Below are 15,029 nucleotides of genomic sequence, written 5' to 3'. Positions count from 1 at the left end.
ACAAAAACTTTAATTATAATGTCAGAAAAAACAGAGGATAAGGGATCGGGGCTCAGATTGATAGATTACCTTAATGTATTTTTCAGGTACAGAAAATTCATTCTTTCGTTTACATTAACATTAACGGCCATCACAATCTTTGTAGTCTTTTTCGTAATGGATCCAATTTTTTATTCTTATGCAACAGTGAAGACGACGAGTAAATCCGGAGATATATCAAGCCTTATCGGAGGAGCCGGCCTAACGGGAATGGATTTTGGAGAACTTGCCGGAGGGGGGTCTGTTTACAAGGAACTTGCTTTGTATGACAATATTCTTAACAGCAGAAGATCTCTTGAAGAACTGATTGTAAAGTTCAATATTATTGAGGAAGAAAAGTTTAAGTATATGTACGATGCTTTGAAGTACGTGAGAGAGAATGTAATCGAACTAAAGAAAGACAAGATAGCCGGAACGATGGAAATAGGGGCTTATGACAAAGACCCTAAAAGAGCCAAGGAAATGGTTGAATATCTTGTGAATTCACTGAATAAGATAAACATCGAGCTTAATGTATTAAACGCAAAGAATAACAGGGAATTCATCGAAACAAGATATAATCTGGCAAAAGAAGACCTGAAAAAATCCGAGGACAGCCTGAAGGCATTTCAGGATGTTTTCGGTGTTGCTCCCGACGCCCAGATAAAAGCAGCAGCTCAAATCGGAGTACAGCTTGAAGTAGAGATTAAATCTGAAGAGGTTAAGCTCGAAATAATGAAGAAAATTCTTGCTCCCGACCAGCCCGAAGTAAAACAGCAGGTCGAGAAAGTAAACCTTCTTAAAGCACAGCTAAGCAAAATGAAAAATGAGAGCTCCACAGAAGACATGCTTGCATTAAAAGGCAAACCTGATGTTGCAATAAATTATCTCAGACTTGTTCGGAATATTGAAATTCAAAGCAAGATTGTGACCTTTCTTCTTCCTATGTATGAGCAGTCAAAGATTGAAGAAAACCGGGAGACCCCTTCAGTGCTAATTCTTGATTATCCCTTTGAACCCGATAAGAAAGTAAAACCAAAAAGACTTACTATAACCGTTGTAGTTTTCCTGTTAGCATTATTATCTTCTGCCGGCATTTCGGTCTTATCCGAGAAATGGAAAATATACAGAAACCATCTAGTATCAAAATAACGTTAAACGGGATTGATAAAAGATTCGTCAATAGCAGAAATTGTTTGTTACTTAACTTTATTTTTTAGTTTTCTGGCATTTTCAGGTCTGCCTTTTTCTGCCATAATATTATCCGCAATATATTTTATACACATTGCTCTTTTCGTGATTTTTCTTTTACTGCGATGGGATTTTAAATCGATAGCAATTTTCAGATTCGGGAAATTTAGTCTGGATAATTTGATACTTTTACTTATCAGTTTTATTTTGCTGATTAATGTTTTCTTCTTTAATTTCCAGAGCAACAGCGATGTAAAGAGTATTTTCAAGATTTTATCATATTTCCCTGTTTTCTTTATGTTTGCGGTTTTTATACCAGAAACTCTTTTTGAAAAGCCGCAGAAATTTGAGACATTACTTAATGTCGTAACCGCATTCTCCCTGGCTAACGGCCTATTTGGATGGTTTACATTGCTTGCAGGTTTACAGCAAAACCCTTTTTATCCTGGATATCTGATAGGGTTCTTCAATCATCCTAACGCATCAGGTTTCTCATTCAGCATTGTAATCCCGATTGTAGTATATAAGATGTTTATGAAAAAAGGTAACAGGTTTGTGATGCTTGCACTTTTAGTTTTCTTTCTTATTTCGATGTTGTTTACGTTCTCACGTGCCGCATATATTTCCGCAGGGCTTTCCATTTTGCTGATTTCATATTTTAAGTCGAAAAGGCTGTTCATTATCATGCTTGGAATCAGTTTCATCCTTGTTGTGACAATCTTTGCTGATTTTGCAGCATCTAAAGGCGGTTTAAGTTCGATTTCAAGACTGCTTTTGTTTGTAACAGCTTACGACATGATTGTTGCCGACCCGTTTCATTTCATGTGGGGTTACGGAGTTATAAATTTTTACGATACTTTTACAGCAGAGAAGATGTTTTTGGGCAGCCTGGAAATTGTAGCTGATCCGCATAATTTTATTCTCCTTCTTGGAATTCAATTCGGGATGCTACTTACAACTATGACAGTCGTTTATGCATTGTTCACACTTTTTAAATCTGGATTTTCAATCAAGAAACATCCAAAGGAAAGCCATCACAGGGATTTATTTATTTTCTGTTTTGCTTCTGTTGTAAGCATATTAATGCAAAATCTTTTTGAAGATATATTAATCTATCCCGAATATTTTCTTATGCCTTTGTTTTTGATTTACTACGGATTTCTCGTTAAAGTTTACAAGAGTAATGATTATTTAGAAAAAATTAAGCAATAAGTCATTCTTAAATTAATTAAAATAAGTTCCAGGCTCAGCTTATCGGTTATTACAGGAACAGCGGCATCTATATTGAGGATTAAGCTTTATGCAATCTTTCTCGGACCTGTTGGATTCGGAATTATTTCCCAGCTTTATAATTTTTTCTTGCTGTTTACATCCGTTACAAATTTAGGAGTGCCTGTATCAACAACATCAGAAATATCAAAGCTGCATTCGGAGGGTACTGAAGAGTCCGAAAGTAAAATTGCTTATTATTTTAGGTATATTACTTTGCGGATATTGTTGCTTTCAGTAGTCCTATCGGTATTAGTTATACTATTTTCGGGATATATATCAGATTTTCTCGTTGATGACGGGGCATTTTATTATTTTCTTATCATTATTTTCATTTCGGCTCCTTTCACGATACTTTATTCTATCATGGAAGCATTTCTCAGAAGCTTTAAGAGAATTAATACTATTGTTAATATCAGTGTTATAACTAACATAGCTTCAATTCTTATTTTAATACCGCTGGTATATTTCTGGAATATGACCGGAGTTGGTATTTACCTTCTTGTATTCGGTATATTACCCATGTTGCTTTTTATAATATTCTGCAAGGATATAATTAAAAAGTATATTAAGAGAACCTCGTTTTTACCAAGCAGTGAAGAGAAAAGCCTGATATTTAAAGTCGGGCTTATATCATTGTCATCATCTTTAATACATCAGGGGATCATTATACTTATTCGTAAAATCCTGATCTCGGAGTACGGTTATGAGCAAAACGGACTTTATCAGTCAGTTTTATCGGTATCAATTACTTATTTCAGTATTATTTACATATTTCTGACGAATTATTCACTGCCTAAGCTTGCCGAATGCAGCGATAATGATGCTATTAACTCTGAGCTCAGCAACAACCTGAGGTTTCTTCTACTGATAATAACTCCGATGATGCTGATATTTCTTGGTTACAGGGATATTCTTGTATCATTGCTTTTCAGCAAGAATTTTTCCGGAACGACAAGTCTATTTGTTCCTCAATTTATCGGTGACTTATTCAGGGTAGGGGCTGCGCTTTTCGGTCTTTGGCTTATTCCGAGGAGAAAAATCAAGCAGATAATTATAATAGACGTTATTTTTAATACAATATTCATTTCATCGGTTTACATATTTGTTGCAATACTGAATATGCCCTTAATTTATGTTTCGTACGCATATGCAATGTCTTTCGGGATGCACTTCCTGATGTATTTTGTTTATTCGAGGAATTCTATAGGTTATTCGGCAAACAGGATTATTACTTTGACTTTTTTGTATACGATTCTTTCATTAACGGCAGTTTCATATCTTTCTAATATCAACAGGGAATTATCTTATTATGCGACTCCTTTTATTATAGTTATTTGGTTTTTACTTTCGGTGAATAAGGAAGAGATGTATAAATCTAAGAAAATGATTTATGATTATATTAATAAATATAAATGATGTGATGGTTAATATCATTGCTGATTCATCAACAATAGAAATATCTTTAGCCGGATGAAGAAAAAAACAATATTAATGATTTCACATTCTTCAAATAAGACAGGCGGCGGAGAGTGGGATTTTCAAAGACTTTTAGAGTATTTTCATAATCAGGGATATTATGTGTATTCTGTATTTCCTGATGGCCATAAGGCTGATTATTTCAAAAAACTATCTAATGAATTTCTTGTATTGCCTGATAATATTTTTCCGTTTAATGAATTTAATTTAAGGAAGTATCTGTATTTCTCTTATATTACAATACAGAAATTCACGATTTTGTTTCCATTCTTAAACAGAATAAAGAATAATTTTGACGCTTGTTTCGTGAATTCATCAGCGTGCTTATCGGAAATCCTGGCGTTAGGCATAATGAATATTCCTTATACACTTTCAATTAAAGAGGTAATACATCCTGGTTATGTGAGGAGAGTCATAAATTCATATTACAGAAAGACAAGCAATGACGTAATCGTTATTTCGGAGTTTATACGAAACATTGTTAAGGATGATTTTAAGGGAAAAGAAGTAAGCATCATAAGATCTTCAATTGCGGATGATGATTTGGCCGGGATAAGCAGAAATACTTCCAGGAGTGATAATGAGTTTGTAATTGTGAATTCAGGAGTAATAACACCTATCAAAAATCAGGAATTGCTGATAAAAGCTGCGGCAGGATTAAAGACAGAATCAAATGTAAAGGTTAGTTTTATCGGAAGGATTGAGGATAAAGCTTATTTCGAGAAATTACAAACACTTGCCAAATCGCTGCCAAAAGGGAATATCAAGATTATTTTTGAGGGAGAAGTCAGTAAAAAGCAGGCGCTGGATATGGAATGCAATTCCGATCTTTTAGTCGTTACGTCTAAACATGAAGGAATGTCGTTAGTAATTGCAGAGGGGTTATACTTCAGGGTTCCCGTAATATCTACAAGGACAGGCGTTGCGCTTGAGGTTTTAAAAGACGGTTATAACGGATTTCTTTTTAATGAAAATGATGTTAATAAGTTAAGGGAACTTATAGATGAAATTATTGCAAATAAAGAACTGCGCGAATACATATCGAATAACCAGAAAGATTCTTACGACAAATATTTCAGTTTTAATTACTATTTAAAAGAACACGAACGCATATTATTCAGGAATGGTTAAAACTTCAATAATAATATTGAATTACAATACCGCTGCTTATGCGGAAGAGCTTGTGGGATCATTAGCCAGGAATATCCCGCTTGATGAATATGAAGTGATACTTGCCGATAATAATTCCCCGGAAAAATCATTCCGGGAAATCGGGAAAAAGTATCCGTTCGTAAAGATTCTTGAGTTTGAAAGCAACGAGGGGTTTGCAACGGGAAATAATAAAGCTTCGGAATTTGCTGAAGGCGAATATCTATTGTTCATTAATCCTGACGTATTAATAAACGAAAATAATCTGCACCTGCTTCACGAGTACCTGGAAGCAAATCCTGATACGGGAATTGTTTCAGGGTTAATGGTTGATACTGACAACAAGCCCATATACTGCTTTAATTCATTTCCGGATATAGAATGGGAGATATACCAGTTTGCGGGTACAGGATATGATGCGAAGATAAGGAAACTGCTTTCCCGAGATGAAATCAAATCCAATTCCAATTTTGAAACAGACTGGTTTCACGGAGCATTTATTTTCATAAGCAAGTATAATTTTAAGGCTCTTAAGGGCTTTAATGAAAAGTATTTTATGTATTATGAGGATATTGAATTATGCTATTCAGTAAAGAATAAGCTCGGCCTGAAAAATGTCTGTATTCCCGAAGTGAAATACATACACCACACAAGGGCTACATTCAGCGATGTAAAGAAGGATGATATTTATTACTTTCATATAAACAGGGGGAAGATGATATTTATATCGAATTACGGATTATTTTTAAGAAGCATATTAGAACTAATTTCAATAAGCAGTATAATTTTAAGAATCTTAGTCTTGCCATTCTGGAATAAATACAGGAATTTAAAGAAGCAAAAGTTTGTGCAGTTACTGAAAGTAATACGCCTACATGCAAGCAGTAAATATTTATCTTCAAGCAAATTTGAATATATAAAAAGATGAGAAAACTGAAAATACTGCTGACGCTAAATAACAGCCTGATAAGCGGAATAGAGAATTTTGTGCTTGAGCTTATCAGGAATTCAGATAGAAACAAGTATGAATTTTCGGTAGCAGTGCCTTGTTACGGGCAAATTGTTGAAGTGCTGAAGGAATTGGGAATTAAATATTATATCTTCAACGACAACTGCGTTAAGCCTTATAACCTTAAGGGAATAATAAATATTTTTAAGATTCTATCGAAGAACAAGTTTGACATAGTGCATGCACAGGCCGGAATAGCACCGTGTTTGTTAGGTTCTCTTACAGGTGTGAGAATGAAGATTGAACACAAGCACGGGCTGGATTTTACTGAGGAAGAGAGAAAGAACATGGGTTTTCTCAAAGTAAGGTATGAATCGATTAAAAAGTATCTGGTTGATTATACAATATCCGGGAATGAAAGAGACATATTTTATCTTGTGGACAAGTTCGGGTATAATCGTGAAAAAGTGAAGCTGGTTTACAACGGCGTGAAAGATATATACGGTTTAGCGGAAAGAGAAAGAACTGAAGAAACTGAAGAAACTGTTATTGGCACGGTATGCAGATTAACTTACCAGAAAGCTCCGGAAAATTTTGTGGAAATTGCAAAGATAATTGAAGAGTCGGGAACAGGGAAAAATATCAGGTACGAGATATGGGGAACAGGCGAGCTGCAGGAGAAACTTGAAAACCTTATTGCAAAGTACGGACTTGAAAAGAAAGTATTTCTGATGGGTTATATGCATGACAAGATAAAGACATTCGGCAATTTTGACATATTTGTTCTTACTTCAAGGTACGAAGGAATTCCTTATGTATTGCTTGATTCAATGAGTGCGGGAGTACCTGTTATAGCTACTGACGTTGGAGGAAAGAGCGAGGTAATAGAAACCGGAAGGAACGGTATTCTTCTTCCAAGAAATGAGATTAAACTAATGGCGGATAAAATTATGAAATTGATAGATGACGAGGATTTGAGAAAAAGATTTGCTGCAGAAGCTTATAAGGATTTCAGGAATAAGTGGACGATTGAAAAAACAATTCCCAGAATGCTGGAAGTATATGATTTGATTAAATGATAAATTCATGATACCCAATATTTTTCATCTTATTTACTTTTACAAAGAGAACGTTGAGTTCCCGTTAACACACAGCATAACGGTGAATTCAGTGAGGATGCTGAATAATCCCGACAAGATATATTTTTATTCGGACAGGGCTCCTGAGGGAAAGTATTGGGAAAAGATATCGCCTTATGTAAAACTCGTAAAAGTGAAAGCGCCTAAATACGTATTTGACAGGAAGCTTTATCACTTAGCGCATAAATCGGATGTATTAAGGCTTCAGATACTTTTGGAACAAGGCGGGATATATATTGACATGGATGTGATATGTAAAAAGCCGTTTACGGATCTTCTAAAGCACGACATGGTTCTGGGAAAGCAGGGGAGATGGCGAAAGATGGGGCTTTGCAACGGCGTGATACTTGCCAATAAGGATTCCGAATTCCTTAAACTCTGGTACGATGAATTCAGGAATTTCCGTTCCAAAGGTAACGACAAATACTGGTCGGAAATGTCGGTAAGCAAGCCGAAAGAACTTGCCAAAAAGCATCCTGATTTAATTCACAAAGAGCCGTACAACAGTTTTCATTATCCGTTATACTATCCGTACAGTCTGAGAAGGATATTTGTTCATTGCAATGATTACAAGGATGCTTATTGCCATCATCTCTGGGAGGCTGCATCATATAAAAAGTATCTTTCAAAACTAACCGAGAAAGAGATATTAAAGAAGGATACGACTTACAATATCATAGCGCGCAAGTACCTCTGATATTGAATTTCTTGTTTTCATTTGTTTCTATATTTTAACCATATTTAAACCATAATAAACTCATATGAAACCCGATGTAGTAGTAGTTACAGGCGCCGGAAGGGGAATCGGCCGTTCTGTTTGTATTGAAATTGCAAAGAATGAAGTCCCGCTGCTTTGCATTTCCAAATCTGAATCAGTGTATGATACCGTGAAGGAGGCAGGGAAATATACCAAGGCGGAAAGTATTCAGGCAGATATTGTCAACTTTGATAAAACCACGGAAGAAATAAAGAAGTGGCTTATGAATAATACGTATAAAAGAATCGGCGTTGTTCTTGCGGCTTCGGTTTTAGGAGACAAGTTTGAAGTTGAGAATTTTAATGCCAGGGAATGGAGCGGGGTAATGAATGTGAACCTGACGGGTAACTTCAATGTGCTGGGCGCGCTTCTTCCGAGAATGCTTGAGAATAAGTACGGGAGGATTGTAGCTTTTTCAGGCGGAGGTTCAGCTTATGCGTACCCGATATTCTCGGCTTATTCGGCATCGAAGACGGCAGTTGTAAGGACCGTGGAAAATTTTGCAGAAGTTTTAAAGGATAAAGGTGATTTTGCGATTGCGGCGCTTGCACCCGGGGCGGTGGAAACTGACATGCTGAAAAAGGTGCGTTCGTTTGGTGCAGAGGTAAAGACGACGGTTAATATTTCCGAACCGACAAATTTTGTAAAGGAGTTTATCTTTGCCGACAAGTGTAATTTTTCAGGTTCGTTTGTACATGTGAGGGACGAATGGCCAAAGTTGCTGAATTCAGAAAATCAGCTTTCAGGAAAAGACATGTTTAAACTGAGGAGGATAGAAAAATGAGAATAGAGATTGCAGGCATAGGTTTAATTGGCAAGGAGAGGCTTGCCGCTCTGGACAGATTGAGGAAAGAAGAATTTGATGTAGAGATTACGGGCATATTCGATCCGTACAGCAAGGAGATACAAGCGCTATCTGAAGAATACGGAGTAAATGTTACCGGTTCATTTGAAAAGATGATTGAGGCAAAACCAGACTGGATTTTTATTGCGACGCCGCATGATACTGCGGTTGAGCTAACGAAAAAATCACTCGAAAACAACATTAATGTACTGATAGAAAAGCCGCTGGGAAGGAATTTAAAGGAAGCAAAAGAGATATATGAAATGAGCAGAAGCAAGGATGACGTATGGGTGGGATTTAATTACAGGTTTTTTGACGGAGTGAATGCGCTGCTTAAAGATACTCTGGCCGGGAAGTTCGGGAAGTTAATTTCGATTAATTTTGTACTCGGGCACGGTTCGAGTCCGAATATTAAAGACGGTTGGAAGCTTGATCCTGAAAAAGCCGGAGGTGGATGCCTTATTGATCCAGGAATACATTTTATAGATCTTGCAAGAATATTTACTAAAGGAAACTTAGACATTATTAATGGGATGCTCTGGAATGGATTCTGGAAAACGGGGATTGAGGAGGAATGTCATTTGTTTTTAAATGGAGAAGGGTGTATTATTAACATGCAGATTTCAATAGTGAAATGGAGAAGTACCTTCAGGATTGAAGTGAACGGTGAAGAAGGGTATGGAATTGTCGACGGGAGGAATAGAAGTTACGGAAAACAGACATATATAACAGGAAAGCGCTGGGGATGGCAGAATGCGAAGAGCCAGAAGGATTCAGAATTGCTTATTTGTGATTCTGATGGAGAAGATGTCTTTTATAAAGAAACAAGGGCTTTACTTTTTCCTGATAATAATGATATAATCAAACCTTGTAATCTTATTGAGGGGCTAAAGAATATGGAGCTGTTGGAAAAATCATATATGAGAAGCAAGTACGTTACGAAATAAAATCAAATTATAATGTAAGAAAATTATTCAGCAGCCAAGAGTGAATGATGACGGAATGCGAAAATAATGCAGATCCAGGTATTGTATAGTAGGACACTATTTTATGCTGAAGAATGACAGAGGTTTGACGTATTTTATAATGTATTCAAGTTGTCTTGAGGCTGTATTCAAGATACATTCAAATTATGTAATACACTGTTTTTACAAATATTATATGTCTTGAAACGTGAGTTAATTCATTCCTATTATTAAAAAATAAAAGAAATTTTCAATTTGTTCCTTTGATTCTTCAAAAAATTCTTAATTTAAACAGAATTTATTTGAATTTGATATTGAAAAAAGCCAAGCAATTATTCTAGTAAAGCAGTTTTAAAATCCTGATTTTTAAGTAGTTTTGCGTTGAATAAGTATTTATAAATGGGTAAATTAAAAATTGTTTTTAAAATAATATTTCCGCTTAAATAATCTTGATGGACAAGGATTCTGTATCAAAAATACCAGCTATTAGCATAATTTTACCAACGTATAATCGTCGAAAATGGTTAAAAAAAGCGATAGACAGTGTGGTAAATCAATCGTTTACAGATTGGGAAATGCTTGTTGTTGACGACGCATCAAGTGACGGAACAGAAGAAATGATGGCGGAAATTACACGAAGGAATTCGAGGATAACGTATCATAGGATACCAATAACATCCGAGCCTGGGATAGCAAAATTTTTAAATTATGGAATAAAAACGGCGAAGGGTAAATATATAGCCAGAATTGATGATGATGACCAGTGGAGTTGTAAGAATAAATTAAAAATTCAATTCGATTTTTTCGAAAAGAATGCAGATTATGTTCTTATCGGTGGTGGAGTGATTGTGATTGATGAGAATGAAAATGAATTATACAGATACTTTGAGAATGAAACCGATGTTGAAATCAGGAATAAAATATTGTATGCAAATCCGATGTCTCATCCATCAGTAATGTTCAGGCGTGATACTGCACTTAAAATTGGTGGTTATAGAACATTAGAGTTCGCTGAAGACTGGGATTTTTTCCTAAGAATGGGTAAGGAAGGAAAGCTTTACAATTTTAAGGAATATTTTGCTTACTATCAGATGGCTCAACAAAATAATTCTCTCCGCAATCAAAAAGGACTTGCTAAGGCAATACTGAAGTTAATAAAAGTATATAAGAATGATTATCCGAATTACAGGACTGGTGTTTTAGTAAATTATTTTCAGTATCTTCATTCTTTTTTACCTTTATCATTCAGAATGAGTACTACAAATTACCTGAAGTATATAAAACGAAAATATTTTTAGCATGAATTATTTTATAGCAGGAGGCGCGGGTTTTATAGGAAGTCATTTAGTTCGAAAAATTCTCAAAGAAGAAAGCGAATCTTTGGTAACAGTATTTGATAATTTCACTTCAGGGCAGATGTGGCACCTTGAAGAAGTAATAGATGATGCGAGGCTTAACATCATAAAAGGAGATATAAAAGATATAGATATGCTTGTTGATGCAATGAAAAAATCAGATTGTGTTTATCATTTCGCATCAAATCCAGATATATCAAAAGCAATAACTCAACCAGACATCGATTTTTGGGAAGGTACATATTTAACGAATAACATACTTGAAGCAGTACGAAGAAATGGTGTACCGAAGCTAATATATGCTTCAGGAAGCGGTGTTTACGGCGACGTTGGATATGTTGAAACAGATGAAGATTATTCACCGATGGTACCGATATCCACTTATGGAGCCAGCAAGCTTAGCGGAGAGGCATTAATAAGTTCATATTGTTTTATGTTCGGGCTTAATGCTGCGGCATTCCGTTTTGCAAATGTTGTCGGTCCAAATCAAACACACGGTGTTGGATTTGATTTTATTAATAAACTAATTAAAAATCCTGTTGAACTCGATATTCTGGGTAATGGTACGCAAAGCAAATCTTATATATATGTTTATGATGTATTAAATGCAATCAGACTTGTTGAGACAAGATTCCTACATGGATATTCGTATTTTAACGTAGCGACGACTGATTATATAACTGTAAAAGAAATTGCGGAATTAGTACTTGATGTGATGGGGTTGAAAAATACAAAATTAAACTTTGGAGATGGTGATAGAGGTTGGAAAGGAGATGTACCTATCGTCCGATTAAACTCAGAAAAGATTAGAAATCTCGGTTGGAAAAACCAGTTCAATTCAAAACAAGCAATTTTTGAGTCTGTTTCACAGATGTACAATAAATTAAAGAATCAATGATCCTTTCAAAAGCACCTGTAAGACTTTCGATGGGCGGAGGTGGAACTGACCTTGCATCTTATTACAGAGAATACGGGGGTTTTCTACTTGCGACATCGATTAATAAATTTGTGTATATACTTCTAAACAGAAGGTTTGAGGAAAACTTCCGTCTTTCGTATTCAAAAACAGAGATAATAAACACGATAGAAGAAATTGAGCATCCAATATTCAGAGAATCAATCAAGTACGTAGGAATAGAAGGCAAGGTTGAGATTGTTTCCATAGCCGATGTTCCTTCAAACTGCGGGCTTGGAACATCATCGACTTTTACTGTAGCATTATTGAATGCATTATATGCATATAAAAGGGATTATATAGGAATTCATAAGCTTGCAGAATCTGCCTGTCATATTGAAATAAATGTTTTGAATGAACCGATCGGCAAACAAGACCAATATGCATCGGCATTCGGCGGGTTTAATGCTTATTATTTTGAAAAAGACGGTACAGTGAGGGTTGAGCCGCTGCGTATTAAAGAGGAAATGATGATAGAACTTCAGAACAATATATTTTTATTTTATCTAAATAAAAACAGGTCGGCGAGTTTAATTCTTAAAGAGCAGAATGAAAAAAGCATGAAAAATGACAAAGATACAATCGAGAAACTTCACAAAATAAAAGAAATAGGACTTTACACAAAGAAAATTCTTGAAGATGGAAAAATTAATGAGTTTGGTGAGGTACTGCACAATCACTGGCTGACGAAGAAAGGACTTTCAAACAAAATATCTGATCCTTTTATAGATGAGGCATATGATATAGCATTGAAAAATGGGGCACTCGGTGGAAAGGTGGTAGGAGCAGGCGGCGGTGGTTTTTTACTTTTATATTGTCATAAAAATAAACCGAAATTAATAGATGCTTTAAGGAATTACGGTTTGAAGCCTACATGGTTTTCCTTTGAATTTGAAGGAGCCAAGAAAATATTTTCCGCTTGATGTCAATAAAAAATACTTTAGTCATACTAGCAGGTGGTATGGCGACAAGGCTCTATCCGGTTACACTTACGATACCAAAATCTCTAATTGATATAAATGGTGAACCATTTATCAATCATCAGTTAAAATTAATCGAGCAAAATGGAATAAAAGAAGTAGTTTTATGTCTTGGGAATCTAGCAAAACCAATTGAAGATTTCTTGGGAAATAAGTATGGCAATTTTGTAAATCTCAAATATTCATATGATGGTGTTTCACTTCTTGGAACTGGCGGAGCAATAAAAAATGCTTTCCCTTTGCTATCCGATCCGTTTATGGTATTGTACGGAGATTCTTATTTGGATATTGATTACATTGAAATTCTGAATTATTTTAATGATTTTAATAAATTAGGCTTGATGTCCGTTCTAAAGAATCAAGGAAAATGGGATAAAAGTAACATTATTTTCAGAGACGGTAAAATCATAAAATATGATAAACAGGAGGACCCTGAATTTGATTATATAGATTATGGATTTAGTATTCTGAGGAAAGATGCTTTTAATGATTACTTAAATCAAAACTGTTTTGATTTGAAGGACATTTTCAAAAATCTGATTAAAAAAAATCAATTGTTAGGTTTTGAAGTTCACAAAAGATTTTACGAAATAGGTTCTTTCGAGGGCATAGAAGATTTAAAAAATTATTTGAAAAGTAAGCAAATATAATTTTATTGGAAAAATACATTGAAAATTATTTTGAAGAAGTAAAAGAAGTTGCTTCTTCAATTAGGAAAGAGAATATTGAAGGTATTGTTAAGGACTTGAAGTATGTAAAAGATTCAGGAGGTCGTTTATTTATACTTGGTGTCGGAGGCAGTGCGGCAAATGCTTCACATTCTGTTAATGACTTTAGAAAAATTTGCGGTATTGAATCTTATACTCCTACAGATAATGTATCTGAGTTGACTGCCCGTGTCAACGATGACGGTTGGGAAACTGTATTTGTAAAATGGTTAGAAACAAGTAAATTAAATGATAAAGATGGAATATTAATTCTATCAGTTGGAGGTGGCAATGCCGAAAAAAATATCAGCGTTAATCTTATTAGGGCAATTGATTTGGCAAAAAAAATGAATTCCAAAATAATGGGAATTGTCGGTAAGGATGGGGGTTATACTTCAAGAAATTCTACGAGTTGTGTTATTATTCCTGTAATTAGCGAAGGCAGTATAACTCCGCATTCCGAATCTTTTCAGTCAGTTGTTCTTCATTGTATTGCAACACATCCTGATTTAAAAGTAAACGAAATGAAATGGGAATCAACAAAGTAACCAATAATCTATGATGAATTTAAAAATAAAGATATTCAGCGACGGTGCGGATGTCATTGAAATGGAGAAAGCCTCTAAGCTTGGCATTATAAGCGGTTTTACGACAAATCCTACACTCATGAAGAAAAGCGGGATTACAGATTATGAGAAATTTGCAAAAGAAGCGATTAAAAATGTAAATAATCTTCCTATTTCATTTGAAGTATTTTCTGATGATTTTGAAAGCATGGAGAAAGAAGCAATTAAAATATCGAGTTGGGGTGAAAATATTTACGTGAAAATTCCTGTTACAAATACTAAAAGAGAATCTTCTGTTGATTTAATAAAATCCCTTGATAAAAGAGGCATTAAACTTAACATAACAGCAATATTAACTTTGAAGCAGGTGCAAGATTTATTTGACAATCTTAATGAAAATTCAAAGTCAATTATTTCGGTTTTTGCAGGTAGGATTGCTGATACTGGAGTTAATCCCATTCCTATCATGAAAGAGGCAAAATCTATACTTGCTCCAAAACGCAATCTTGAACTTCTTTGGGCAAGTTCTCGCGAACTACTTAATATTTTTCAAGCACAGGATTGTGGATGCGATATTATTACTGTTACAAGCGATTTACTGAAAAAATTAAACATGGTAGGTATGGATCTTGGTGATTTATCTCTCGATACTGTGAAAATGTTTTATAATGACGCTAAAACAGCGGGCTATAAGATTCTTTAGTAA

15 protein-coding genes are annotated in these 15,029 nt (G+C 35.0%); all 15 read left to right on the top strand.

Features of this window, described 5'->3' with window-relative positions:
• Positions 1–18: 18 nt before the first annotated feature.
• Positions 19–1,170 (top strand): GNVR domain-containing protein, encoded by a 1,152-nt coding sequence (locus WC644_10535; GenBank protein MFA5012375.1) that lies wholly within the window; start codon positions 19–21, stop codon positions 1,168–1,170.
• A 12-nt stretch (positions 1,171–1,182) separates the two neighbouring features.
• Positions 1,183–2,421: a hypothetical protein gene (locus WC644_10530; GenBank protein ID MFA5012374.1), complete on the top strand. Its 1,239-nt coding sequence runs from the start codon at positions 1,183–1,185 to the stop codon at positions 2,419–2,421.
• A gap of 3 nt (positions 2,422–2,424) precedes the next feature.
• A complete protein-coding gene (locus WC644_10525) occupies positions 2,425–3,897 on the top strand; it encodes an oligosaccharide flippase family protein (protein MFA5012373.1) in 1,473 nt (490 codons plus the stop codon).
• 54 nt (positions 3,898–3,951) lie between these two features.
• Positions 3,952–5,088, top strand: coding sequence for a glycosyltransferase family 4 protein (locus WC644_10520; protein MFA5012372.1), 1,137 nt, complete (start codon positions 3,952–3,954; stop codon positions 5,086–5,088).
• Positions 5,081–6,034 carry a glycosyltransferase family 2 protein gene (locus WC644_10515; protein MFA5012371.1) on the top strand — a complete coding sequence of 318 codons (954 nt, stop codon included), beginning with the start codon at positions 5,081–5,083 and terminating at the stop codon, positions 6,032–6,034. The genes WC644_10520 and WC644_10515 overlap by 8 nt, the downstream gene beginning before the upstream one ends.
• On the top strand, positions 6,031–7,134 hold the full coding sequence (locus tag WC644_10510; protein MFA5012370.1) for a glycosyltransferase: 1,104 nt from the start codon (positions 6,031–6,033) through the stop codon (positions 7,132–7,134). Before WC644_10515 ends, WC644_10510 begins: the two co-directional genes overlap by 4 nt.
• A gap of 7 nt (positions 7,135–7,141) precedes the next feature.
• Positions 7,142–7,891: a glycosyltransferase gene (locus tag WC644_10505; GenBank protein MFA5012369.1), complete on the top strand. Its 750-nt coding sequence runs from the start codon at positions 7,142–7,144 to the stop codon at positions 7,889–7,891.
• 64 nt (positions 7,892–7,955) lie between these two features.
• The gene (locus WC644_10500; protein ID MFA5012368.1) at positions 7,956–8,735 is read left to right on the top strand and encodes an SDR family oxidoreductase; all 780 of its coding nucleotides are present in this window, start codon (positions 7,956–7,958) and stop codon (positions 8,733–8,735) included.
• Positions 8,732–9,742: a Gfo/Idh/MocA family oxidoreductase gene (locus WC644_10495; protein MFA5012367.1), complete on the top strand. Its 1,011-nt coding sequence runs from the start codon at positions 8,732–8,734 to the stop codon at positions 9,740–9,742. The genes WC644_10500 and WC644_10495 overlap by 4 nt, the downstream gene beginning before the upstream one ends.
• A 470-nt stretch (positions 9,743–10,212) precedes the next feature.
• Positions 10,213–11,058, top strand: a complete 846-nt coding sequence (locus WC644_10490) for a glycosyltransferase (protein ID MFA5012366.1) — start codon at positions 10,213–10,215, stop codon at positions 11,056–11,058.
• Position 11,059: 1 nt separating this feature from the next.
• Complete coding sequence (locus WC644_10485) at positions 11,060–12,013, top strand: NAD-dependent epimerase/dehydratase family protein (protein ID MFA5012365.1); 954 nt, start codon at positions 11,060–11,062, stop codon at positions 12,011–12,013.
• Complete coding sequence (locus tag WC644_10480) at positions 12,010–12,993, top strand: hypothetical protein (protein ID MFA5012364.1); 984 nt, start codon at positions 12,010–12,012, stop codon at positions 12,991–12,993. Before WC644_10485 ends, WC644_10480 begins: the two co-directional genes overlap by 4 nt.
• Positions 12,993–13,700 carry a sugar phosphate nucleotidyltransferase gene (locus WC644_10475; protein MFA5012363.1) on the top strand — a complete coding sequence of 236 codons (708 nt, stop codon included), beginning with the start codon at positions 12,993–12,995 and terminating at the stop codon, positions 13,698–13,700. The genes WC644_10480 and WC644_10475 overlap by 1 nt, the downstream gene beginning before the upstream one ends.
• Positions 13,701–13,705: 5 nt before the next feature.
• Positions 13,706–14,305 carry an SIS domain-containing protein gene (locus WC644_10470; protein MFA5012362.1) on the top strand — a complete coding sequence of 200 codons (600 nt, stop codon included), beginning with the start codon at positions 13,706–13,708 and terminating at the stop codon, positions 14,303–14,305.
• A 10-nt stretch (positions 14,306–14,315) separates the two neighbouring features.
• Positions 14,316–15,026, top strand: a complete 711-nt coding sequence (locus WC644_10465; protein ID MFA5012361.1) for a transaldolase — start codon at positions 14,316–14,318, stop codon at positions 15,024–15,026.
• The last annotated feature ends 3 nt before the right edge of the window (positions 15,027–15,029 follow it).

The sequence above is a fragment of the Ignavibacteria bacterium genome (assembly GCA_041649015.1).
Classification (GTDB): domain Bacteria; phylum Bacteroidota; class Ignavibacteria; order Tepidaquicellales; family Tepidaquicellaceae; genus CAIKZJ01.
Note: the sequence above shows the minus strand (reverse complement) of the source record. Positions and strands in the feature narration are given on the sequence as shown.